Annotated in this window: 24 protein-coding genes; 17 read left to right on the forward strand and 7 right to left on the reverse strand. The window is 42.8% G+C overall.

Going from position 1 to position 24,288, the window contains the following annotated elements:
• Positions 1 to 13: 13 nt before the first annotated feature.
• The gene (locus EIZ58_RS06965) at positions 14 to 415 is read right to left on the reverse strand and encodes a hypothetical protein (RefSeq protein WP_134699888.1); all 402 of its coding nucleotides are present in this window, start codon (positions 413 to 415) and stop codon (positions 14 to 16) included.
• A gap of 437 nt (positions 416 to 852) precedes the next feature.
• Between EIZ58_RS06965 and EIZ58_RS06970 the strand changes: the two genes are divergently transcribed.
• Entirely contained in the window at positions 853 to 1,689 is an 837-nt protein-coding gene (locus tag EIZ58_RS06970) for a DMT family transporter (RefSeq protein WP_134699889.1), read from the forward strand.
• Between the two features lie 146 nt (positions 1,690 to 1,835).
• Here the strand turns inward: EIZ58_RS06970 and EIZ58_RS06975 are convergent, their stop codons facing one another.
• From EIZ58_RS06975 to EIZ58_RS06990, 4 genes are all read right to left on the reverse strand, one after another.
• Positions 1,836 to 2,117: a YtpI family protein gene (locus tag EIZ58_RS06975; RefSeq protein WP_167577552.1), complete on the reverse strand. Its 282-nt coding sequence runs from the start codon at positions 2,115 to 2,117 to the stop codon at positions 1,836 to 1,838.
• 322 nt (positions 2,118 to 2,439) lie between these two features.
• The gene (locus tag EIZ58_RS06980; protein WP_134699891.1) at positions 2,440 to 2,622 is read right to left on the reverse strand and encodes a YtzJ family protein; all 183 of its coding nucleotides are present in this window, start codon (positions 2,620 to 2,622) and stop codon (positions 2,440 to 2,442) included.
• Between the two features lie 103 nt (positions 2,623 to 2,725).
• Positions 2,726 to 3,223 (reverse strand): sporulation membrane protein YtrI, encoded by a 498-nt coding sequence (locus EIZ58_RS06985; protein WP_134699892.1) that lies wholly within the window; start codon positions 3,221 to 3,223, stop codon positions 2,726 to 2,728.
• Positions 3,220 to 3,543: a YtrH family sporulation protein gene (locus EIZ58_RS06990; protein ID WP_134699893.1), complete on the reverse strand. Its 324-nt coding sequence runs from the start codon at positions 3,541 to 3,543 to the stop codon at positions 3,220 to 3,222. Before EIZ58_RS06990 ends, EIZ58_RS06985 begins: the two co-directional genes overlap by 4 nt.
• Before the next feature lie 114 nt (positions 3,544 to 3,657).
• On the opposite strand from EIZ58_RS06990, the gene EIZ58_RS06995 reads away from it, so the two are divergent.
• The 8 genes from EIZ58_RS06995 (at position 3,658) to EIZ58_RS07030 (ending at position 12,002) form a co-directional block, all read left to right on the forward strand.
• Positions 3,658 to 7,068, forward strand: a complete 3,411-nt coding sequence (locus EIZ58_RS06995; protein ID WP_134699894.1) for a DNA polymerase III subunit alpha — start codon at positions 3,658 to 3,660, stop codon at positions 7,066 to 7,068.
• Positions 7,069 to 7,186: 118 nt separating this feature from the next.
• Positions 7,187 to 8,419, forward strand: a complete 1,233-nt coding sequence (ystJ, locus tag EIZ58_RS07000; RefSeq protein WP_134699895.1) for an NADP-dependent malic enzyme — start codon at positions 7,187 to 7,189, stop codon at positions 8,417 to 8,419.
• A gap of 90 nt (positions 8,420 to 8,509) precedes the next feature.
• Positions 8,510 to 9,178 (forward strand): FadR/GntR family transcriptional regulator, encoded by a 669-nt coding sequence (locus tag EIZ58_RS07005; protein WP_134699896.1) that lies wholly within the window; start codon positions 8,510 to 8,512, stop codon positions 9,176 to 9,178.
• Between the two features lie 39 nt (positions 9,179 to 9,217).
• Positions 9,218 to 9,400 carry a glutamate decarboxylase gene (locus tag EIZ58_RS07010; protein WP_134699897.1) on the forward strand — a complete coding sequence of 61 codons (183 nt, stop codon included), beginning with the start codon at positions 9,218 to 9,220 and terminating at the stop codon, positions 9,398 to 9,400.
• Between the two features lie 14 nt (positions 9,401 to 9,414).
• A complete protein-coding gene (gene accD, locus EIZ58_RS07015) occupies positions 9,415 to 10,296 on the forward strand; it encodes an acetyl-CoA carboxylase, carboxyltransferase subunit beta (RefSeq protein ID WP_134699898.1) in 882 nt (293 codons plus the stop codon).
• Positions 10,296 to 11,261 carry an acetyl-CoA carboxylase carboxyl transferase subunit alpha gene (accA, locus tag EIZ58_RS07020; RefSeq protein ID WP_134699899.1) on the forward strand — a complete coding sequence of 322 codons (966 nt, stop codon included), beginning with the start codon at positions 10,296 to 10,298 and terminating at the stop codon, positions 11,259 to 11,261. The genes accD and accA overlap by 1 nt, the downstream gene beginning before the upstream one ends.
• Positions 11,262 to 11,329: 68 nt before the next feature.
• On the forward strand, positions 11,330 to 11,749 hold the full coding sequence (locus tag EIZ58_RS07025; protein ID WP_134699900.1) for an acyl-CoA thioesterase: 420 nt from the start codon (positions 11,330 to 11,332) through the stop codon (positions 11,747 to 11,749).
• A 58-nt stretch (positions 11,750 to 11,807) separates the two neighbouring features.
• Positions 11,808 to 12,002 (forward strand): hypothetical protein, encoded by a 195-nt coding sequence (locus EIZ58_RS07030; protein WP_134699901.1) that lies wholly within the window; start codon positions 11,808 to 11,810, stop codon positions 12,000 to 12,002.
• A 21-nt stretch (positions 12,003 to 12,023) separates the two neighbouring features.
• Here the strand turns inward: EIZ58_RS07030 and ytvI are convergent, their stop codons facing one another.
• Positions 12,024 to 13,145, reverse strand: coding sequence for a sporulation integral membrane protein YtvI (ytvI, locus tag EIZ58_RS07035; protein ID WP_134699902.1), 1,122 nt, complete (start codon positions 13,143 to 13,145; stop codon positions 12,024 to 12,026).
• A gap of 150 nt (positions 13,146 to 13,295) precedes the next feature.
• Here ytvI and EIZ58_RS07040 point away from each other — a divergent pair, with 150 nt between their 5' ends.
• The 7 genes from EIZ58_RS07040 to phoU all read left to right on the forward strand — a co-directional run bounded on the left by EIZ58_RS07040 (position 13,296) and on the right by phoU (position 20,148).
• Entirely contained in the window at positions 13,296 to 13,772 is a 477-nt protein-coding gene (locus tag EIZ58_RS07040; protein ID WP_134700933.1) for a DUF441 domain-containing protein, read from the forward strand.
• A 294-nt stretch (positions 13,773 to 14,066) separates the two neighbouring features.
• Positions 14,067 to 15,341: an NADP-dependent isocitrate dehydrogenase gene (icd, locus tag EIZ58_RS07045; protein ID WP_134700934.1), complete on the forward strand. Its 1,275-nt coding sequence runs from the start codon at positions 14,067 to 14,069 to the stop codon at positions 15,339 to 15,341.
• 28 nt (positions 15,342 to 15,369) lie between these two features.
• Positions 15,370 to 16,308, forward strand: a complete 939-nt coding sequence (mdh, locus tag EIZ58_RS07050; protein ID WP_134699903.1) for a malate dehydrogenase — start codon at positions 15,370 to 15,372, stop codon at positions 16,306 to 16,308.
• 126 nt (positions 16,309 to 16,434) lie between these two features.
• Positions 16,435 to 16,914 carry a hypothetical protein gene (locus EIZ58_RS07055; protein WP_134699904.1) on the forward strand — a complete coding sequence of 160 codons (480 nt, stop codon included), beginning with the start codon at positions 16,435 to 16,437 and terminating at the stop codon, positions 16,912 to 16,914.
• 12 nt (positions 16,915 to 16,926) lie between these two features.
• Positions 16,927 to 17,619 (forward strand): response regulator transcription factor, encoded by a 693-nt coding sequence (locus EIZ58_RS07060; protein ID WP_305033901.1) that lies wholly within the window; start codon positions 16,927 to 16,929, stop codon positions 17,617 to 17,619.
• A gap of 5 nt (positions 17,620 to 17,624) precedes the next feature.
• The gene (gene pnpS, locus EIZ58_RS07065) at positions 17,625 to 19,397 is read left to right on the forward strand and encodes a two-component system histidine kinase PnpS (protein ID WP_134699906.1); all 1,773 of its coding nucleotides are present in this window, start codon (positions 17,625 to 17,627) and stop codon (positions 19,395 to 19,397) included.
• 97 nt (positions 19,398 to 19,494) lie between these two features.
• Positions 19,495 to 20,148, forward strand: coding sequence for a phosphate signaling complex protein PhoU (gene phoU, locus EIZ58_RS07070; protein ID WP_134699907.1), 654 nt, complete (start codon positions 19,495 to 19,497; stop codon positions 20,146 to 20,148).
• Positions 20,149 to 20,520: 372 nt separating this feature from the next.
• On the opposite strand, the gene EIZ58_RS07075 is transcribed toward phoU, so the two are convergent.
• A complete protein-coding gene (locus tag EIZ58_RS07075) occupies positions 20,521 to 21,345 on the reverse strand; it encodes a prohibitin family protein (protein WP_134699908.1) in 825 nt (274 codons plus the stop codon).
• 282 nt (positions 21,346 to 21,627) lie between these two features.
• Here EIZ58_RS07075 and polA point away from each other — a divergent pair, with 282 nt between their 5' ends.
• Complete coding sequence (polA, locus tag EIZ58_RS07080) at positions 21,628 to 24,276, forward strand: DNA polymerase I (RefSeq protein ID WP_134699909.1); 2,649 nt, start codon at positions 21,628 to 21,630, stop codon at positions 24,274 to 24,276.
• Positions 24,277 to 24,288 lie beyond the last annotated feature (12 nt).

The following is a 24,288-nucleotide window of genomic DNA, read 5'->3' on the forward strand; positions in this document are numbered from 1 at the left end:
CAGCAGAACCCATTCACTTGCTCCCATACTGGGGATGAGGTACCGCAAGCCTGCGGTTCGTGGCCTGAACCGGGCGGATCGCTCGGATGAGGTACCGCAAGGCCTCGGTTCGTGCCCAGAATCGGGCGGATCGCTCGGATGAGGTACCGCAAGCCCGTGGTTCGTGCCCTGAACCTGGTAGATTCGCTCGGATGAGGTACTGCAAGCCCTCGGTTTGTACCCTGAACCAGGTGGATTCGCTCGGAAGAGGTACCGCAAGCCCGTGGTTCGTGCCCTGATTCTGGTGGATCCGCTCGGATGAGGTACCGCAAGCCTGCGGTTCGTATCCTGAATTTGGCGAATCGCACGGACGAGGTACCGCAAGCCCGTGGTTCGTGCCCTGAACCGGGCGGATCGCACGGACGAGGTACCGCAAGCCCCCGGTTCGTGCCCTGAACCTGGTGGATCCGCTCGGACGAGGTATCGCCTGGCTCAGTTTTTTTTGAAGGTTTTGGGTAATTTTGGTCTAGTTTTTTTATGGGCACTATCTAAACTTTCGTTTAGAGTCTCCCATTTTAAGCTGATTTTTTAAGTAATTAGGCTTTTCTTTTTCATCATGGCCTGGTCCGGGAGCGTATGACTACTGCCCAGGCCCGTTGCTCACGAAAATTCTGTTATGCTCACGGAAAAGTGGTGGATGGTCACGAGTCATGGGCGTTTGCTCACATACTTGGTACAATTCCAAATTATTCACGTCATTTGATCACGAAAACCATTCACTTGCTCCTAAACCTGTAATGACTCCAAGTAAGTGGAGCATGGAAGGGGCAGTCCGAATCAGAGTTTTATATATAAAAGGAGAGAGGAAAGGGTATGTGGCTCGCAGCAGCATTAGGGACAGCCATTTGTTTCGGCGTAAATAATACGTTATTTAAGTGGGGGACAACCAGAGGACTGTCAAAAGTAAGCATCCAATTTTATTTTTACCTTGTCGCCTTTCTTTGCCTCACGATATATGGAGTGGTAGATGGTACCTGGCAATTAAGCCTATCTGCCTTGCTCCTGGGTGGAACAGCTGGGATTCTTAATGCCAATGGCAACATACAAATGTCAAAAGCATTCGAACGAGGACCAGCAGGGATCACCTCAGCGCTCATTGCCAGCAACGCTATTATTCCTATCCTGGCCTCCAGCATGTTTTTCCCGGATGTCATTACGCCGCTGCAGTGGCTGGGAATCTGTCTGATGATCAGCGCATCGATCGTTGTCCAGTACAAGCCAGGTGCCGGCAAGGACGTTCACTACAAGTCATGGCTTGTTCATATACTATTGGCCTTAGTTTCTATAGGTTTGGTCGCGTTTCTTATGAAAGTCGCTTCTTTCTATGATATCGGATTTTTGGCGTTGTTGAGTTCCTTTTATCTTGTAGGGTTAGTTTATTTGGGTGCTTTTATCTTTTTTAGAGGGGAGACCATTCGACTAGCAGAGCTGAAGGTTGGTGGGGTAGTTGGTCTGCTTAGCATCACAGGCTTTTTTTCCTACCTGTTTGCACTTGAGGATGGACCGGCTAGCATCATTTTTCCGATCATCAGTTTAAACTGTTTAGTTGTGATGATGGCCGGCTTGATCTTATTTAAAGAGAAGTTACAGATCTATCAAGTGGTGGTCTTGCTCGTTGCTTTAGCAGGATTGGTAATGGTGAGGATGTAGAAGGAGAGTGGGGAGGTGGGGCGTCGTTTGATGCCCTGCAAGCCAGCAGAGTGCCGGATCCGGGCACCAAAGACTGGTCCAGACCTAAACTTCAAACGCGTTTGAAAAATCATCCTTGATATCTCCGCGTCCACTCAAAAAGCCAACTATTTCGTCTGCAACCCTTTGTAATAGCGATAGTTCTTAACCCCAGCCCATAAATTAAAGATGCCGAGGGCGAGCATAACGAGAGCTATGGTTAGGCGGATGGTTGTAAGATCAGGAAAGAGAAACTGGTTTGCCGCAAAAAGAATCAAGGTGATTCCCATAAAAATATTCATTAAACCTTGTCCAATTTTTTTGCCGACAGGGTGCTTGATCATTCTATATTGGAAGCCAAACACGATGGTTAGAAATAAAGCAGTGATGGTAAAGCCAGTCAAGATCATACCGAAACTTCCTTTCATTGATTTTTCTTTTCACATGGCTCAGTAGAACACTTAGATGGAAAATCTCCACTTAGTTTGAAAATTAGGGCCTCAAGAGATGAATTAAGTGGAGATTTTCCATTTAAGCACGCTAACCCCTGCTGAAAAGCAGTGAATTTAACATTGTAGGTGGATGAAAATCCATTAATTTAATAGGAACCCGCTATATTTTCCGAATTAGTTGGAGTTATTCCACTTAATTATCTCCAAGGTCTATATAACAGAGCCTTACACTTTAGCCATTATACACAAAAAAGTCCGGCATTTCATGCCAGACTCGTGATTAATCTTTAATTGGGATGAACCAATTTCCGAAAGGGGTTCGATCTATATGGACTCGTAGACCATGTTCCTGGATGTATTTCTCAATTTGTTCGGTAACTTGTGCTGTTTCTGAGAAGGCAGATAAACCACCCTTAAGTCTTTCAATTTTTGCGCGTGCCATTTCTCGTTGGCTGATGATCATCGTGTGTGCCTCCTTTTCAATTAACCGAATCTTTATATTTATTATACAATACATTCTATAATATTTCGACACCTTTGGTTCATATGTCACAATATCTTCAAAATTAGGGGGTAGGTTGTTCCACTTTTGCATAAAGGTACAAGTGGACGGTCTGGTAGATGGTCATGGTTTGTAGTTCTACTTTGATGGTTCGGTCGCCAAGACGATAGATTCTCTCCTTAAAGTGCTGTCTGACTAAGAGATGTAAATCATCCACGCTTTCTAGAGACTTTCCTTCGAGAAACTTCATTTCTTTCAGGATTCTTTTCTGCAGCTCAAGCTCGATAAATTTATCGTCTGGTTTCGGGTCTTCAAGGTGAATTTCGATATCTTTTACGACTAGCTTTCGGTTATATTTACTCGGGTCTTGCTCTTCGTACTTCTTTAATTGATTCTCGAAATGCTGACTTTGGTTTTCGAGGGCCTTGATCTGCAGGTGCAGTCTGTCCAGTTCCTTTCCGTTAAACAGCAAGAAGATGAGAGCGCCAAGCAACATGCCAAGAAAAAACACCATTTCGTAGCGAATCCACTGCCTATAGCTCGTTCGGCTAGGAACTCTCATCCCTCTAGCTTTCCTAACCACTTAATCAAAACGTAACCGCTGTATGCCCCTGCAAAAGCACTGATAATCAAGATGATTTGCTTAATGATGTCCGAGAGCTGGCCATCGCTAAACACCCGTTCAATTTGCATAAAAGAGTCAAAGGTACCCCCTAAGGCGCCAACTAATCCCCAGATCTTTAATTTCTCCGAAAGTGCGACCATATTGCTTAGTGGAGGCTGCCTGACAAGAAAAGAACCCATCGCCCCCATGAAAGACCCCCCTACGACAATGCCGAAGGCTATGAAAAAATGGAGGATAACATTCGCTAATAGAGTCAAGGATAACCACTTCCTTTTTAGTATCCCTATATGCTTATGGACAAGAATACGCAAATATGATTGTCATTTTCTTGATGTATAATAGAGGGAGGAAGTTAGAAAGGGGTAGAACCTATGGAGCGTTTTGTACATTTGCGGGTCCATAGTGAGTACAGCCTTTTAGAAGGCGCGTGCAAAATCGATGAACTTGTAAGGCAGGCCAAACAACTGGGGATGTCGGCTCTGGCTATTACCGATTATGGAACCATGTACGGTGTAATACCGTTTTATAAAGCATGCATGCAGCATGGAATCAAGCCCATTATTGGAGTGACCCTGGATGTTATCCATGGCAACCTCACAGACCGGGTTCGAGATGAAAAGCGATACTCAATGGTGTTGTTAGCGGAGAATGATGCAGGATACCGAAGTCTTCTTCAGTTGGTCACGAGGGCAAATCTTCAGACGGCTCATGGTAAGCCTAAGGTGAATAAAGATCTTCTAAGACAGCATGCTGAGGGTCTGATCGCTTATTTTTCAGGATCTTCGGGAGAGATTCAAGAACTCCTTCTAGATAGACAGTTGGAGGCAGCGGTCCAGCGAGCAAAAGAATATGAAGGCTTATTTGGGAAAGGCCAGTTCTTCTTGGAGCTGCAAGACCATGGATTAGAAGAGCAGAGAGTTTTAAATCAACGAATCCTGCAATGCTCTCAGCAATCAGGGGTTCCGCTGATTGCAACGAATAGCGTTCATTACCTAACTCCCAAGGACTCTTGGAAGCATGATGTGTTGTTATGTATAGGAAGCGGAAAATTAATTAGTGATACGACGAGATTTCGGCTGCCCAATCAACAATTTTATTTAAAAAATCAAGATGAGATGAGTGCCCTATTCCCCTATGCCCGGGCAGCTGTAGAAAATACCTGCAAAATTGCAGATCGTTGTCACGTGGAAATATCTTTTGGTCAACATATTTTGCCTAAATTCCCCTTGCCAGAAGGGAGTCGTGCAACTGATTATCTGAAGGAGCTATGCCAAAAAGGACTCAACCAGCGATATGCCCAACCTAGTAAAGAGGCGCAGGAGAGGCTGGCTTACGAGCTAAGTGTAATAGACAAAATGGGGTTCTCCGATTACTTTCTGATTGTCTGGGACTTTATGAGGTTTGCCCATCAGCAAGGGATCGTGACAGGACCTGGCAGAGGCTCAGCGGCAGGAAGTTTAGTCGCCTATGTATTACAAATTACCAACGTCGACCCCCTGAAGTATAAGCTTTTATTTGAACGGTTCCTTAATCCGGAACGAATTAGTATGCCTGATATCGATATTGATTTTGAAGTGGAGCGTCGGGGAGAAGTCATCGAATACGTGTCACAAAAGTATGGAAAAGAGTTTGTTGCTCAAATCATCACCTTTGGGACTATGGCAGCTCGAGCGGCCATTAGGGATATCGGAAGGGTCATGAACTTTCCAGCCAATATTGTGGATCGTACAGCTAAATGGATTTCGCAAGGAATGACATTGGACGAGGCTATTCGGACCGTTCCTGAATTAAAGGATGCCTTTGATGAAAATGAAGAAACGCAGAGGCTAATCCAGTATGCCAAAGGGATTGAGGGACTTCCTCGCCATGCTAGTACACATGCTGCAGGCATTGTGATCTCAAGAGAGCCTTTGACTCACTATGTTCCGCTTCAGCAGGGACAAGAGGGACATTCCCTGACGCAATATTCGATGGAGCATCTTGAGGAAATTGGTTTGTTGAAAATGGACTTCTTAGGTCTCAGAAATCTAACCATCATCGAATCCGCACTTCATCTGATCCGTCTTCGGACCAATCCCTTATTAAAGCTAGAAGAGATTCCTCATGATGATGCCAAGACCTATAAGATGCTCACCCAAGGAGATACTACAGGCATTTTTCAGCTAGAATCTGCCGGGATGCGCAATGTTCTCAAAGAAGTAAAGCCATCTTCTCTTGAAGATATTATCGCTATACTCGCTCTTTATCGCCCAGGCCCTATGGAGATCATTCCTGAGTTCGCGGCGGCCAAGAACGGAAAAAGACCAGTCACCTACCTTCACGACGATCTCCGGGAGATTCTCGCTGATACCTATGGATTTATTCTGTATCAAGAGCAAATCATGCAAATTGCTTCGACTATGGCTGGCTATTCGTTAGGTGAGGCTGATGTCCTTCGTCGTGCCGTATCGAAAAAAAAGCGAGAAGTATTGGAAAAGCAAAGAGAGCAATTTGTCTCAGGTTGTCTTAAGAAGGGATATCCTCACCAAGTTGCCCAGGAATTATATGATTTAATCGTACGCTTTGCGGATTACGGCTTTAACCGCAGCCATAGTGCGGCTTACAGCTTGATCGCTTATCAAATGGCTTATCTTAAAGCCAATTATCCCTTGGAATTTATGACGGCATTACTCACGCTCGCTATAGGAAATGTAGGTAAAGTAGCGGAATACGTGGAGGAAACGAGGAGAAGAGGAATCCCCGTGAGGCTTCCGGATATTAATCAGAGCGAAGCTGCATTTTCCATTTGTGACAACGGCATCCTGTTTGGACTTTCAGCGATTAAAAATGTAGGTATCCATGCCATCGGGTCCATTCTTCAAGAACGGAAAAAAAGAGGGCCGTTTAGCAGTTTATCTGACTTTTGCCGAAGAGTAGACCCCAGAATATGCAATCGAAGAGTACTAGAAGCCCTGATTCAAAGTGGAGCCCTTGATAGTCTGCCTGGTCATCGAGCGCAGAAGCTTTCTGTGATTGATCTGGTGCTAGAAAAAGGACAGGAATGGAGAAGGGAGCATGCAGATGGGCAAGGCAGCTTATTTCAAGTGGAATCGGTTCAGGGAGTGGAGGTTCAGTATCCGGATATCCCACCCTTCACTAAGAAAGAGCTGTTGCAGCTGGAAAAAGAGTTGCTTGGGCTGTATGTTTCTGGTCATCCACTTGAAGAATATGATGCGATCTTCCAGCGCAAGGAAGTAATCCCACTGTATAGACTCGACGCACACGTGCAGGAGACTGTGCTAGTGGCGGGAATGATTCTAGAGGCAAAAACCATTACCACCCGAAAAGGGAGCCAAATGGCTTTTATTCTTCTTGAGGACAAAGCCTCACAAGCCGAGCTTGTGGTTTTTCCCACGACATTTGAAAAAGAGGCTGCGCTCTGGAAAAAAAATCGAATGGTCGTTGTTCAAGGGAAGGTTGAAAAGCAGGAAGAGCAAATCAAGCTGATCGTTCAAAAAGGATGGGATATGGCCTCTTTACCTGCAAAAAAGCAGGCTTCTCAAAGCCTAGCTTTATTCATTCGGATTTCCGAACCCTTAGAGGGTTCGGGCCAACTTATGGACATACAGGAGGAGCTGCTTAAATTTAGCGGAAATTATCCTGTTTACCTCTATTATGAAGCGAAGAAAGAAACTAAAAAATTGCAAGAAAAATATCACGTCAACCTTCAGCCAGCGCTGATTAGCAGGCTTGAAGGATTAGTTGGTAAGGAGTCCGTGATTGTTAAGGAATGGAATAAATAGGGGCTTGACGTAATAGGTCGGAAATTATCGATTAATTTCACGTTTACTTGGGCATAACTTCTGCTATAATTATGAAAAAGACTTTAGTGGTCTGACCACCTAGAGGAGAGATCAAGCCGTGTCCAATTTACGTGAAGCTGCACTGCAAATGCACAGAGAAAACCAGGGAAAACTAGCGGTACATTCAAAAGTAGCGGTAAAGAATGCTCAAGATTTAAGCCTAGCATATTCTCCAGGTGTGGCTGAGCCGTGCAAAGAAATTTTCGGGGATGAGAGCAAAGTCTACGAGTATACTATGAAAGGTAACTTGGTAGCCGTAGTCTCTGATGGAACGGCTGTACTCGGTCTGGGGAACATCGGTCCTGAGGCAGCGATGCCAGTAATGGAAGGGAAGGCCGTCCTGTTTAAGAATTTTGCAGGCGTTGATGCTTTTCCGATATGCCTCAGTTCATCGGAAGTCGAGAAGGTAATTGAAACGGTAAAAATGATCGCACCGAGCTTCGGTGGAGTGAATTTGGAGGATATCGCTGCCCCTCAATGCTTTGAGATTGAAGAAAGATTGAAGCGAGAATGCTCCATTCCTGTATTCCACGACGACCAACATGGTACTGCCATTGTGACGGCAGCGGGACTACTCAATGCTTTGAGGATCGTCGATAAGCATATGAACGAGATTCGAGTAGTTGTGAATGGGGCAGGGGCTGCAGGAATTGCTATCATTAAGTTATTATCGCATTTAGGTGTTCAAGATATCTTGTTATGTGATACTAAAGGAATTATTTATGAAGGTCGTCCTTACGGGATGAATCCGATAAAGGAACAGATGGCGAAACTGACTAATCTTGAGAAGAAGGAAGGCCAGCTAGCGGATGCGCTTCGTGGGGCTGATGTTTTCGTTGGGGTATCCGTGAAGGGAGCTCTGACGAAAGATATGATTCAAACGATGAATCGCGACGCCATTATTTTTGCCATGGCTAATCCAGACCCTGAGATCATGCCAGAAGAGGCAAAAGAAGCAGGAGCGCGAGTGATAGGAACCGGTCGCTCAGACTTCCCTAATCAAGTTAACAATGTTTTGGCGTTTCCAGGTATCTTCCGTGGTGCCCTGGACGTACGGGCGGAACAGATTAATGAAGAAATGAAGGTAGCAGCTGTCTACGCCATTGCAGATCTAGTGGACAAAGAAGAACTCAGTGAAAACTATTGTATTCCTAATCCATTTGATCCTAGAGTTGCTCCTGAAGTGGCAGCTGCCGTTGCGAAGGCAGCGATGGAGAGCGGGGTAGCGAGAATACAGGTGGATCCGCAAGTGGTACGTGAACGCACCGTCATGCTCACTTCGATAGAATAGCCGGGCAGAAAGAAAGAGGAAATCCAATGATTTCCTTCTTTTGGCGTTTTAAGACTGCCATAGCATCATATAAGGAGAGCGAGGTGTCCTATGATACTAGGTCCTGCTGCTGGGGATAAAGTCTATCACGGAATCTTATTAGAACTAAACCGAATTGTAGAAGCAGACAATCTTCGCCCAGGAGATAAGCTCCCTTCCGAAAGAGAGTTGTCTGAGCGACTAAAAGTAGGGAGATCTTCGGTTAGAGAAGCGCTCCGGGCTCTTGAGCTATTAGGTCTCATTACCACCCGCAGAGGAGAAGGAACGTTCATTGAGCATTATCGGCATAATAAGCTTTTCGATATTCTAGGATATTATCTGCTGCGAGACCGCAAGGCCAGTAGAGACTTGTCTGAGATGAGATTGATCTTAGAATTGGATGCAGTAAGGCTCGCGTGTGAACGGGCAACGGATAAATATTTGCAAATCATGGAGAAGTCCATTTCGGATGCGATGCAAAAGATCGAGCGAGGGCAATCTCCGGTAGAAGAAGATTTTGAATTTCATCGTGCAATTGCAAGGGCAAGTCGCAATTCTGTGTTACAGCGAATCTGGATACCACTTGTGGAATACAGTAAAGCAGTTAGGGAAGATTCGCTTACGGATGAAAGAACCCAGAGAGCTATGATTGATGAGCATCAAGGCATTCTGGAGGCGATTCGTGAAAGGAATCGGGATCAGGCAGAGGCGCGCATGAGGGAGCATCTAGTCCAGAGCTAGACTTCCTTGGCAGAACTGGACTATAAGGGGAGGCTCAAAATGTGGACTGTAATTTATATTGCTCCTAGCGCTAAAATGGCAGAAAAAATACAAGATAGACTGACCGATGAAGGCTTTTTAGTTAAAATTAGGCAAGCATCCGTATCTAAGCATTTTGAAGTCCTTGTCCCCGAAGCCGAGTTAGATGAGATTCAAGAAATTTTAAGTTCGATTCTTCAATAATTGAGGTGTATGTTTTGTTAAAAGATATTTTTTATAAACGGAAAAAATACGCAACTATAGCCAGTCCCTTACCAAAGGAACCCGTGTCACCCAGTGATAAAAAAGAAATCCCTGAGGGACTGATGGTGAAGTGTAGTCAGTGTGGGTCCATAGCCTATACAAAAGAGCTAGAAAAAAACTTCAAGGTTTGTCCTTCGTGCGGACATCATTTTCCCATGAATGCCTTTGAACGCGTTCATGCTACGTTGGACGATGGGCATTTTTTTGAATTTGACAGCGACATGATTTCCGTTGATCCTCTTTCTTTTCCTGACTACTTGGATAAAGTAGAGAAGGATATGGAGAAGACCAATTTAAACGAGGCTGTTCTGACTGGAGAAGGAACGATTCTCGGTCACCCTGTGGTGATTGGTGTAATGGATTCCCGTTTTCGGATGGGGAGTATGGGCTCTGTGGTGGGAGAGAAGATCTTCCGGGCGATTGAAAAAGCGATTGAGAAGAAATACCCGTTTGTTCTTTTTTCTGCTTCAGGTGGGGCACGGATGCAAGAAGGGGTCTTAAGTCTTATGCAAATGGCCAAAACGAGTGCTGGATTAGCCAAACTTCATGAAGAGAGAGGACTTTTCATTTCCATCATGACGAATCCAACCACTGGAGGTGTATCTGCTAGCTTCGCCTCTCTAGGGGATTATAACCTAGCTGAACCCGGTGCCTTGATCGGTTTTGCAGGTCGAAGAATCATCGAGCAGACGATCCGACAAGAGCTGCCTAAGGATTTTCAGACGGCTGAGTTTTTGCTTCAGCATGGTCAGCTAGACCAAGTTGTCCATCGGAAGGAAATGAGAAATGTGTTGGGGAAAATATTGGATATCCATAGTGTAAGGGGGCGGAACTAGTGGCTGGCGATTTGCAGTTTGAGAAACCCCTTATTGAGTTGCAGAATAAAATTGTAGAGCTTCGCAAGTTTACGGAAGAAAAAGGGATCGATTTTACAGATGAAATTGAGAAGCTAGAAGAAAAGGCGAAGCAGCTTCAAAAAGAGATTTATGGAAATCTTACACCATGGCAGCGAGTTCAAATTGCCCGTCACCCTGAACGGCCGACTACTGTCGACTATATAAAGCATATTTGTACCGACTTCCTTGAGCTTCATGGGGATCGTGTTTTCGGGGATGATCCGGCCATTGTTGGAGGCATTGCCAAGCTAGATGGCCAGCCGATAACCGTTATCGGACACCAAAAGGGCAAAGATACCAAGGATAACATTGCTCGGAACTTTGGGATGCCCCATCCGGAGGGGTATCGAAAAGCCCTTCGTTTAATGCACCAAGCGGATAAATTTGGTCGTCCTATTCTTTGCTTGATCAATACGCCTGGAGCCTATCCCGGGATCGCAGCAGAGGAAAGAGGCCAAAGCGAAGCTATTGCCCGAAACTTGCTGGAGATGGCAGCTCTATCTGTTCCTGTTATTTGCATTGTTACAGGTGAAGGGGGCAGTGGAGGAGCTTTAGCCTTGGGAATAGGAAATCGAATTTTGATGCTAGAGAACTCGTTTTATTCAGTGATTTCCCCAGAAGGGGCTGCAGCGCTGCTGTGGAAGGATTCAAGCCTAGCCCAAAGGGCAGCGGAGCATATGAAGATTACCGCCAACGATCTCAAGGAGCTTGGCGTTATTGATGCGGTTATTCCGGAGCCTTTTGGAGGTGCACATCGAGACATTGGAAGGCAAGCACAGCTCATGAAAGAAGCGATTCTCGTGCATCTAAAAGAGTTAAAAGGTAAAAGTGCGGACGAACTGAAAAAAGAACGCTATGATAAGTTTGCCGCTATGGGGCAATACACAACTTTAATTAATAACTAATTCATATAAAACCAGGCCACAGCAAAATATAGGCCTGGTTTATTATGCTTATAAAGGGAGTGGTTAACATGCCAAAGGTGGTTGAATCGAAAATTAGGGTGAGGTATCAAGAAACAGATCAAATGGGAGTGGTTTATCATGCCAATTATTTGGTTTGGTTTGAAATTGGCCGAACGGATTGGATTCGTGAAATAGGCTTGTCCTACTCGCAACTAGAGCAAATGGGCGTGTTGCTCCCTGTACTTGATGTACAGTGCAAGTACAAACAAGCGGCTAAGTATGATGATCAGGTGATCATTCAAACCTCTCTTGCGGAAATGAAGGGGGTTAGAATTACTTTTCAGTATGAGGTGAAAAGGCAAGCAGACGGACAATTATTAGCAGAAGGTTTGAGCCAGCATGTTTTTGCTTCACCCGAATTAAGACCTCTTAACTTAAAGACCAAAATGCCGGAACTGCATCAGCTACTGCTAGAGAACATGGAATAAATCAGCAATATAGTCCCTGCCTTTCTAATGCAAACTAGAATGAGGAGGTGACAAAAAAATGCTGAGATTTTGTTCCTTTATCCTGTTATTGGGAAGTCTGACAGCGTGCGGTTATGCAGAAGGAACAAGAACATTAGATACAGAATACAATTCGCCCTACAATACAACGCAAGTAGACAATATCCCTGATGTGAATAATATTCATGACAGCTTCTGGTTAAAGGCTCAACAGATGCGATGGGATAATCGATAAGAAAAAAAGGAGTCTGGCAGCTCAGACTCCTTTAATAAATTTCCATATATCTTCAAATACATGCGCATTGATCAGCGCACTTATGACAACGACTGAAACAGGTCCAACAATTAATCCCACAACACCGAGCAGCTGTAATCCTACAAATAATGAGATAAGGGTAACTAATGGATCCAATCCTATATTCTCCGCTACGATTTTAGGCTCCATAATTTGTCTTTGGACAATGACAACCCCATAAAGGATCGATAATCCAATCACTAAACTGAAGTTTCCCTTAATGAATAGATAAATAATCCAAGGTACAAAAACAAATCCTGTTCCAAGCAATGGTAAAAGGTCTAAAATCCCCGTAATCATTCCAATGGTAAAGGCGTATTCCACTCTCAAGATGATAAGACCAATCACGACAATAAATCCTGTGATACTCACCAGCGTAATCTGTGCTTTCACAAAACCAAATAAAGCTTTTCTTAGATCGCCTAGAACAATAGAAAGTCTGTCCTTGAAAAGATTAGGAAGCAGGCTCGCCGTTTTCTGCTTCATGCTATAGAAATCTTTGCTTATAAAAAATGCTCCCAATAAGGAAATCACAAGAACGGTTGCTGCATTCGGCAATGAGGTTAGAAAAGCTTGAATTCCGCTAAGAAGGGAATTGACTAAGTAAGTTCCAGCGCCAGCAATTTTCGTAAGTCCAAGCCCAATGTTTTCTTCTATTTTTGTCTGGTATCCTTGATCGAGTGAATGATAAAAATAATGAAGGTTATCGTAGAAATTTGTAATGATTTCTTGTGTTATGAATTTGTTCACATAATCGGTGGCATCTTGTATGTAAATGGGCATCAAGGCAATTAGGTGAGTAATCTCAATAACCACTTGAGTAATAAGTAAGGTAAACGCACCGAGCACGATAACAATCAGTAACAATAACATGATAACAACAGCTGCCCACCGTGGTAGAGGAGTGCGTTTTTCTATCATATTGACTGGTCGGTTAATTATTAAAGCAATAATTAGTCCAATAATAAAAGGGTATAGTAAAGGTATTGAAAATTTCAATAAATAATACACAGCTACAAGGACCAGAATTACAATTAAAAACCGTATAAGTTGGAAAACTGTCGTTTTCCAGTTATATTCCATATCAAAGCCCCTTTCTACTTCCAATACCCATTTTGTCCAAAAATGGAAGATTGAAGTCTTTTTCTTTTTTCTATCCTTAGGTTATGATAAAAAAGGCTGAAAAAGCAATATTTGGCTAATAATTTTAGGGGAGGAGAAGTGGTAGCTTCCATGCAAGCCATTCAACCCTATCTCCTTTTGGGCATTTTGTTAATAGTAGGGCTCGTAGGCAAAAATCCATCTATTGTCATCGCTGCTCTTATCTTGATGGCTGCACGCCTTTTGCATGTAGATAAATGGATTTTTCCACCCCTGCAAAAATACGGAATACAATGGGGAGTAACGATTTTAATGGTGGCCGTCTTGGTTCCTATTGCCACGGGAGCCATTGGGTTTCAGGAATTGTGGCAATCTGTAAAGTCTCCGGTTGGAATTATGGCTCTTTCCGCGGGAATTATTGCTGCAATTATACCGATACCAGGCATAGAATTATTGAAAAATAATCCAACCATAACCACTGCAATCGTAGCTGGAACTATATTAGCTGTATCCCTTTTTAAAGGAATTCCGGTAGGGCCCCTCATTGCAGCTGGACTTGCAGCCTATTGCATCAAGTTAATGGATCTATTTAGTCAATTTTTTAGATAAGACATTCACAAAAGTATGGAATTATTCTATAATTATGAAGGATACTTTATCGATATTGAATTACTATTCATTTCTTTGCGTAAACATTGATTTTTGTTCGACTTCGGTTTACCATAGATAGGGTGCCATATGTGGACAACCCTTGGTGCCGGAGATGTATAAGAGATAAAAGACCTTACATCCGAAAAAGCCATTGGATCTAAGTATTCACTTGGATACAGTGCTTTCATATGCTTTAAAAATAAGTATACATAACTAGGAGGGGTAAAGGTGTCATTATTCCAACGCTATGAGATGCCCGTAAGTGGAGAGAAAATTACTGTTGAAAATGGTAAGTTAAACGTTCCAAACAATCCAATCATTCCTTTTATCGAGGGAGATGGAACTGGTCCTGATATCTGGAATGCTTCCGTTCGCGTTCTTGATGCAGCTGTAGAAAAAGCCTACAACGGCGAAAAGAAAATTGCATGGTATGAAGTGTTTGCTGGTGAGAAGGCATTCGATACTTACGGTGAGTGGCTTCCACAAGATACATTAACAGCTATTACTGAATATTTGGTTGCTATTAAAGGACCTTTAACCACACCAGTTGGCGGCGGAATTCGCTCAATCAACGTAGCTCTGCGCCAAGAATTGGACTTATATGCTTGCGTACGTCCTGTTCAATACTTTGAAGGAGTTCCTTCTCCTGTTAAGCGTCCTGAACTTACAGACATGGTTATTTTCCGTGAAAACACTGAAGATATCTATGCTGGCGTAGAGTGGGCAGATGGAACAGAAGAAGTAAAGAAGTTGTTGGCTTTCTTGCAAAATGAAATGGGCGTAAAGAAAATTCGCTTCCCTGAAACTTCTGGAATTGGAATCAAGCCAATTTCTAAAGAAGGAACGGAGCGTCTTGTACGCGCAGCTCTACAATACGCAATCGATAACAACCGTAAGAGCTTAACTTTAGTTCATAAAGGTAACATCATGAAGTTTACTGAAGGTGCCTTCAAGAGCTATGGATATGCATTAGCGGAAGCTGAGTTTGGGGATAAGGTATTTACTTGGGCTCAATACGATCGTATTAAAGACGAGCAAGGTACAGAAGCTGCAAATAAAGCTCAGGCTGATGCAGAAGCTGCTGGAAAGATCATCGTTAAAGATGTAATTGCAGATGCTTTCTTGCAACAAATTCTTACTCGTCCAGCTGAATACGATGTTGTAGCTACAATGAACCTAAACGGTGACTATATTTCTGACGCTCTTGCTGCTCAAGTAGGCGGAATCGGAATTGCTCCAGGAGCTAACATCAACTATGTAACTGGACATGCTATCTTTGAAGCTACCCATGGAACAGCTCCGAAGTATGCAGGTTTAGATAAAGTAAACCCATCCTCTGTTATTTTATCTGGTGAAATGATGCTTCGTCATTTAGGGTGGACTGAAGCTGCGGATCTTATCATAAATTCTATTGAGAAGACTATCGCAAGCAAGCAAGTTACCTATGACTTTGCTCGTTTAATGGAAGGTGCAAACGAGTTAAAGACTTCCGAATTCGGAGACGAATTAATCAAGAACATGCAATAACATAACCATGAGCGGGGGGAATTAAAGGATGGCTTTCAAACGTAGAAAAATTGCTGTTGTAGGTGCAGGTTTTACTGGAGCAACAACTGCTCTGATGTTAGCTCAAAAAGAGCTAGGAGATGTTGTGCTTGTGGATATCCCTCAACTAGAAAACCCTACGAAAGGAAAAGCATTAGATATGTTGGAGGCAAGCCCTGTACAAGGCTTTGATTCCAATATTATCGGCACATCCAACTACGAAGACATCCAAGATGCTGATATGGTTATTATTACTGCGGGTATTGCACGCAAGCCTGGAATGAGCCGTGATGACTTAGTTAACACCAATGCAGGCATCATGAAGTCCGTTTCAGAAAATGTAGCAAAATACGCTCCAAACAGCTATATCATCGTATTAAGCAACCCTGTTGATGCTATGACTTATGTATGTTTTAAAACCACAGGATTCCCAAAGAATCGGATAATTGGGCAATCCGGCGTGCTAGATACGGCTCGTTTCAACACGTTTGTAGCTCAAGAGCTAAACGTTTCAGTTGAAGATGTTTCTGGTTTCGTTCTTGGTGGACATGGAGACGATATGGTTCCACTTGTGAGATACTCCTATGCGGGTGGAATACCTCTGGAAAAGCTGATTCCAGCTGATCGCCTAGAGGCAATTGTTGAGCGAACGCGTAAAGGCGGCGGTGAGATCGTTAACCTACTAGGTAACGGGAGTGCTTACTACGCACCAGCTGCTTCTCTTGTCCAAATGGCGGAAGCTATTCTTAAGGATAAGAAACGCATTCTTCCATCTATCGCCTTGTTAGAGGGAGAGTATGGCTACCGCGATATTTATCTCGGTGTGCCTACCGTTCTAGGCGGAGATGGCATCGAAAAAGTAATCGAGCTTGAGTTGACAGAGCAAGAAAAAGCGGCTCTTGATAAGTCGGCTGATTCTGTAAGAAACGTAATGGCGATTTTACGCTAAATCGAATAGAAAAGCCCAGGAAAATGATTCCTGGGCTTTTTCTATGTAAATTTCTTAACAATAGGTTAACATTTTCAACATAAAATTTATGATATCATTAAAAAGTATATAGATAGGAGGCTTATTATGAGGGACAAGCAGAAGATGGTTTTTTTGTTTTTTATCATGTTAACTTTATTAACCGGGTGTAGCTTATTTCAAGCCTCACCGGAAGAAGTAGAGCAATACAAGCATGCTTTTATAGATATGGTGGATAAAGCCGCCGTAGAAGCCGAAAACGGACAAAAAGTGTTGGCTGAAATTAGAGAAAGAGTGGACAAAGAGGGTGAGAAGAAAACTAAAGCCCAAAATACCATCATAAATGGTGTTTCCATTAGCAAAGCTATAAAGGATGACTTCATTAGAGCTCAAATTCCAAGTGAAATGGAACCTATTAGAGAAAAGTTAGTGTTATCGCTGACCCAGCGAATTGAGGCATATGATCAGCTTTTTAAGTACTATGATTTTCTTGATGTTAAGTATCGAGATGCTGGAGATCAACTATTAGAACAATCTCTTCAACTGTTTGAAGAAGGGGTACAAGAGTTAGAACAATATCGTCATTAGGGAGAGTGCATTATGGAGAAAATCTTAGTTGTGGAAGATGAATTATCCATTTCCACTTTGCTTAAGTTTAACTTGGAGAAGGCCGGATATAGCGTGTTAACCGCTATGGATGGAAGAGAAGGCTTAGAAGTAGCGAGAAAAGAATCTCCTGACTTTATTCTCCTTGATCTCATGTTGCCCGGCATGGACGGGATGGAAGTGTGTAAGACCCTAAGGATGGAGAAAAATAATACCCCTATTCTTATGCTTACGGCGAAGGATGAAGAATTGGATAAAATTCTAGGGTTGGAGCTTGGTGCAGATGACTACATGACTAAGCCATTTAGCCCAAGAGAAGTCGTCGCTAGAGTTCGTGCCATAATGAGAAGGACAAAGCATTCCTCCCCTCCTGAAGTAAGCGAAGAGCAGGTTTTGCTGGTGGGACCCCTGCAAATTTTCCCGGAAAAATACGAAGCTGTGTTTCATAATCAAAAGCTCGAGTTAACCCCAAAGGAATTTGAACTCCTATTATACCTAGCTAAGAATCAGGGTAGGGTGATGACGAGAGATCAGTTGCTGAATGCGGTTTGGAACTATGATTATGTGGGCGATTCGAGGATCGTCGACGTGCATATTTCACACTTGAGAGAAAAAATTGAAGAAGACACGAAACAACCTAAACACATTAAGACTGTTCGTGGTTTAGGGTATAAATTTGAGGCGTAGAAACCATGCAATCCTTTAGTTTTCGTCTAAACACGATCATTATCTCCATCATGGCTCTTATTCTTTTCTTGGTTGGTTTTTATGTAGCCGGGTTAATGGAAAAGGTGTATGTGGATACGCTGGCTAACAGATTGACAAGAGAAGCGAACATTATTGCAACTTCTATTGACACACATAAAGATGTTAGAGCATTTGCTCCTACTGATTTACAAAGGTTAGTGAACCGCTTTTCGGAAGCTGGCAATTCAAGAATCACCATAGTGGGTTTGGATGGCACCGTCCTGGCTGACTCAGAAGCAAGCGCCAATCGGATGGATAACCACTTGAACAGGCCAGAGATTAGAGAAGCATTAAGTAATGGCCGAGGCCAATCCTTAAGGTTCAGTCACACGATTAATACCGAGATGATTTATGTGGCTCATGTGATTGGATTCTCTGAAGGCCATCCTAGAGGGATTGTTAGGCTTGGTTTAGCGATTGTAGACATTAATGAATTTGTTCATAACTTATGGTACAGCTTGGCTTTAGGAATGGGGGCTGCTCTACTTCTCACGGTGATTGTTAGCTTGCTCGTATCGAGGCACATTACCAGGCCCATTGTGGAGATCACATCCGTAGCGAGGAAAATTACGCAGAAAAAGTTTGATACTAGAGTACATCATATGGGAGTAGGGGAGATCGGTCAATTGGCCTACGCTCTTAATTTTATGGCTTCTAGCTTGGAATCACAAATGAAAGAGATTAAAGAGAATGAAGAAAAATTGTCTGGCGTCCTCAATAATATGGTCAGCGGGGTTATTCTCATTGGCGAGTCACGAAGGATCCTTCTTTTAAATTCAGCCATCGAGGAATTCTTGGGCCATTCGGAAAAGACGCTTATTGGTAAACTGCATATTGAGGCTGGCTTAAATTTCGGGCTAAGCCAACTGATCGATCATTGCTTCCAAACCGGGGAGAAGATCCGAGACGAAGTCCATATCTATTATCCTCAAGAAAAGATCGTGGATGCAAATTTAGCTCCTTATACAACAGACCATGGGGAGGTAAAAGGAGTTGTGGTTGTTTTACACGATATCACCGCCATTCGCAGGTTGGAGAAGATGAGAAGCGAGTTTGTAGCCAATGTTTCTCACGAATTGAAAACACCGATCACATCCATTAAAGGCTTCGCTGAAACGTTGTTGGATGGGGCTATGGAAGATAAAGATATCTCCAGACAATTTCTTGAAATTATCCATACCGAAAGTGAGCGATTGCATCGTCTTATTAACGACATCCTGGATCTGTCAAAGATCGAAAAACGCCTTCCACATCACCTATCAGAAGTAGATGTGGGGGAATTAATTCAGGTCATTTATCATAATTTAGAAGCCAAAATCTCAAAAAAGCGTATAGATTTTATCTGTCCTTCTTTTCGAGCGCTCACCATTGAAGGAGACCCAGATCGGTTACATCAGATTATAGTGAACCTTATTGATAATGCGATATCTTATACCCCTGAGCAAGGTACGATTAAGGTTAATCTCGTAGATCTCGGTGAGTCTATTCAGCTTTCCGTAAAAGACAATGGGATTGGGATTCCTAAAGCGGAAATTCATCGGATTTTTGAACGTTTTTATCGAGTAGATAAGGGACGGGCAAGAAACTCAGGAGGTACAGGCTTAGGACTAGCTATTGTCAAGCATTTAGTTGAATCCCATCATGGAACCATTATGGTAGACAGCGAAGAAGGAAACGGGAGTACTTTTACAATTATCCTGCCTAAAGTACAACCTTAACAAAAAGATAACAATAGGTCCATTTGGATTTAACAAAAAGGGTGTATCATTAAAACTAAAATTATACATTCTTGAATGTACAAAGGGATGAGGACTCGTGAAAAGACAGTCTTTTGATGAACATCTTGAGCATTTGCACCGGACTCTACTATCTATGGCTACATTGGTAGAGGAGAATATAATAAAATCAGTAAAGTCACTGGTAGATCAAAATGTAGTTTTGGCAGGTCATGTAATTAAGCAAGATGAAGTAATTAATGCCCTTGAACTCGAGATTGAGCTAGGCTGCTTCCGGACGATTGCCTTACAACAGCCTGTAGGCTCTGACCTTAGAAAAATTGGAACCATGTTAAAAATTTCTGCAGACCTTGAGCGTATGGGAGATTATGCGACAAGTATTGCGAAGACAACCATTCGCTTAAAGGATAAGCCCTACATGAAGCCTCTGATCGACATTCCTCAGATGGCGACTATCGTAAAAGAAATGGTACGTGATGCTTTAAATGCCTATATTGCAGGGAACCAAGAAGACGCGATCCATATTGCGCAACGAGACGATGAGGTAGATAAACTGTATACGATTATTTTTGATGATTTGATTACGGTGATGAGCAACACCTCCAATATTCATCAAGGCAGTCATCTTTTGTTGGTGGCGCAGTATTTAGAACGAATTGCAGATCATGTGACCAATATCTGTGAATGGATCGTTTATATGAAAACTGGTGAAATTAAGTCCTTAAACGTTTAGTCTAAAATAAAAAAAGTAGCGATAACCTGATTTTGGAGGTCGCTACTTTTTTGTTTATCCCTGAAACCACTTAAACGTAAAATAAGCAATACGGCCAACGATATATAGTACGATAAGAGAAAAGAAAAGCTTTTTTCCGGTACTAAGGTTCTTGAAGTAATGGACTAGATTTTTTTCTGGATTCTCGCTCATCTATAACTCCAACATTCCTTTCATTTCGACAGTTTCCTGGGAAATTTTTAGCATAAGCCCGTGAATTAGGGAAAGCTGACGATTGATCTTCATAAAATAAGTTTTAACTTTATCATATAATAAAGGAACGCGTTAACATACAAAAAAATAGCAGCCGTTGGCTGCTATTTTGACTCGTTATTACTCAACATTTATAAATGGAGTTGCTCCGCCTGTAACATTAGGCATTTTTCCATCCCATTTTTGTATAGCTTGAAGCTGTGCTTCAATTTGGCGAAGTTGAATCAATTCAGGTGTAACTTCTTGTTTTTGTAATCTTAGAGCTTCAGCTTGTGCTTGAGCTCTTGTAATTTCTTGTTCTTTTTCAATCTTGATTCTTTCTAGGTCAAGCTTAGACTTTAGAGCTTGTTGTTCCGCAATTTGCTTGGCTTCAATGGCTCTGTTAAAGTCTTCACTGAATTCGAAGGTGGTAATGTTGATCTCATCAAGAATGATGTTGTATGGCGTTAGTCTGTCAGCCAATACTTGCTTTACCTGCGCACTAACCTCAGAACGCTTAGAAATTAATTCTTCAGCGGTATACTGAGCCGTAACGGCTTTCAGAGCTTCTCCAATGGCTGGATCTACAATTCGGGTCTGAAATTGTAAGCCGACACGTTGGAATAAGCTATTTACTCCGTCTGGAGATAAGTGATAGTTAACCGCAATGGTAGTGGAAACCGTTTGAAGGTCACGGGAGGCTGATACTTGAGCAGACTCCGTCTTCTGAACACGAACTTCTACAGGTACTACAGTTTGGATAAATGGAATTTTAAAGTGCAAACCTTCATTTAATACTTTAGGCTGTACTGCTCCTAATTGAAGTACAACTCCACGATGACCGGCTTCTACGATGGTAAAGGATTGAAAAGCTAAGATAACTACAAGAGCGACGATTACGATCCCAGTAACCCCTTTAGAAAGGTTCTGAGGATTAGGGTATTGAACTACATTCTTATCATCCATCTATAGATAACTCCTTTCAAATTCTATATTTTTTGCTGCACACGTCTATATACGGTATGAGTGGGCAAATGGTTTCATTTTTTTTATCCGTGAAGAAAAGTTTAAGTTGGATAAAGCATAAAAAACTTCCTTTATAAGCGGTCTGGCTTCTTTGAATTTACTCCGATAGGTTTTTTTTATAAAGTTTATGCACGCCTAATAAAGGGCATGCAGTTGGTTTTTGCTAGCTTACTTGACCTATGTTAAGATGAGGGAATGAACAAAAAGCTGGGGGGAACCAGAATGGAAAAGAAACTCGTGGTCATTGATGGAAACAGTATAGCCAATCGTGCTTTTTATGCATTGCCTCCGTTGAGTAATGCAAACGGGATGCACACGAATGCTGTTTTTGGGTTTACAACCATGCTATTAAGGGTATTGGATGAGCAAAAGCCGAGTCATCTCCTTGTGGCTTTCGATGCTGGAAAAGTAGTATTTCGACACCAAGAATATAAAGATTACAAGGGAGGAAGACAAAAAACTCCCAGCGAGCTCTCTGAGCAGTTTCCTTATATGAAGGAGCTCTTGGATGCTTTTGGAATCGTCCGTTACGAATTAGAAGGGTATGAAGCTGACGATATCATCGGGACACTCACCAAGCAAGCTGATGAGGAGGGGGTGTCCACGGTGATTGTGACAGGAGATAAAGACATGCTTCAGCTTGTTTCTGATCGCGTTCATGTTGCCCTCACCAGAAAAGGAATTAGTGAAGTCGAATGGTTCACACCTGAGAGTATTGAGCAGAAATATGGTCTAAAGCCTCAACAGATCATTGACTTAAAAGGGTTGATGGGGGACGCCTCGGATAATATCCCGGGGATACCTGGAGTAGGTGAAAAAACAGCCCTTAAGCTGCTGCATGAGTTTCAATCGGTAGAAAATGTTCTGGCGAACGTAGAAGGAGTTTCTGGTAAAAAGCTAAAAGAAAAAATCGCGGAGCACCAAGAGGACGCCTTAAAAAGTAAAGAATTAGCTACCATTCTCAGAACGGCCCCACTCGATATTGACCTCGAGTCAACAGTTTACGAAGGTTATGAAACGGATAAAGTTTGGAATATCTTTAAAAAGTTTGAGTTCAAATCCCTAATGGAGCGGATTGGCCGACAAGAAGAGGCAGAAGAACAGCTTGCTGAAGTTGATGTGGATTTTGAGTTTACCGTGATTACTTCGGATAACCGGCAAGCTTTTGAACCGGCTTTCAAGGAGCCTTGTGCTATTTATCTGGAGTTAAATGAAGAAAATTATCACAGAGGTTCAATTGTAGGGATGGGGGTTACAGGGAAGTCCGGAACGTTCTACGTGTCCAGCGCCATGATTCAAGATTGGCCAGCTCTGCACAACTGGCTTAGAGGAGAGAGTCCTAAGATCGTCCATGATGCCAAGCGGACTGTGGTTGCTCTGCGATGGCACGGGCTGGAGCTCAATAGTATTGAATTTGACATTAAATTAGCCTCGTATTTGCTTAATCCCTCCGAAACGGATTTTAGCTTGCAAGAGGTAGCACGAAGAGCTTGCGGCATGGCCCTTCCATCTGATGATTCTCTTAATAAAAAATCCGCTAAAACCGCCTCAGCCTCTGAGGAAGAATTAGCTGAGATCATTGCGAGAAGAGCCTTGGCCATTCAAGTTAGCGGAGATTCCTTACGCAAGAAAATAAAAGAGGATGATCTTTCTTCCTTATTTTTTGAATTGGAATTGCCTCTTTCCCTCGTGCTTGCTGAAATGGAGCTGTCTGGCATCAAGGTCGATTTAAACCAATTGGTTGTGATGGGCAAGGAGCTAGAAGAAAAGCTGCACCGGCTCACGAACGAAATTCATGAGCTTGTCGGGGAATCGTTTAACATCAATTCACCCAAACAGCTAGGAGAAATCCTTTTCGATAAACTTCAGCTACCCGTAGTAAAAAAGACGAAAACCGGATATTCAACAAGTGCGGATGTATTGGAAAAACTGCAGGATCAGCACCCTGTCATTCCAAGTATCCTTCATTTCAGACAGTTGGGGAAACTTTATTCTACCTATATTGAAGGTCTGATTAAAGAGGTTAATCCCCAAACAGGGAAAATTCACACGTCCTATAACCAAGCAACGACTGCAACGGGGAGACTCAGCAGTACAGAACCTAATCTCCAGAACATTCCTATTCGGTTAGAAGAAGGGCGGAAAATTAGACAAGCCTTTATTCCCTCCAAAGAGAATTGGGTTATCCTGGCGGCCGACTATTCTCAAATTGAATTGCGTGTTCTAGCTCATATTGCTGATGATAAAAACCTAAAAGAAGCGTTTTTGCAAGGTGCAGATATTCATACGAAAACAGCAATGGATGTATTCGGAGTTGAAGCAGAAGATGTGACTTCTGAAATGAGAAGACAAGCCAAGGCGGTCAACTTCGGTATTGTTTATGGCATTAGCGATTACGGACTGTCTCAGAATTTAAATATTACAAGAAAAGAAGCAGCGATGTTTATTGAGCGTTATTTTGATGTTTTCACAGGGGTAAAGCAATATATGGATGATATCGTGATGAAGGCAAGACAGGATGGTTTCGTGACCACCTTGCTCAAACGCAGAAGATATTTGCCTGAGATTACTCATAGTAATTTTAATATACGCAGCTTTGCTGAACGCACGGCCATGAATACGCCGATCCAAGGGACTGCTGCTGATATCATAAAGTTAGCGATGGTCCATATGGGACAGGCCTTAAAGGAAAAAGGTTTACAGAGTCGAATGCTTCTTCAAGTACATGACGAATTGGTATTTGAGGTGCCCGAGGAAGAACTAGACATCATGAAAGAATTAGTACCGCAGATTATGGAACAGGCAATAGAACTTCAGGTTCCATTGGTTGCGGATGTAAGTTATGGAGAGTCCTGGTATGAAGCCAAATAATGAGGAGGATGG

The organism is Ammoniphilus sp. YIM 78166 (assembly GCF_004522215.1).
In the GTDB taxonomy this organism is placed as follows: domain Bacteria; phylum Bacillota; class Bacilli; order Aneurinibacillales; family RAOX-1; genus YIM-78166.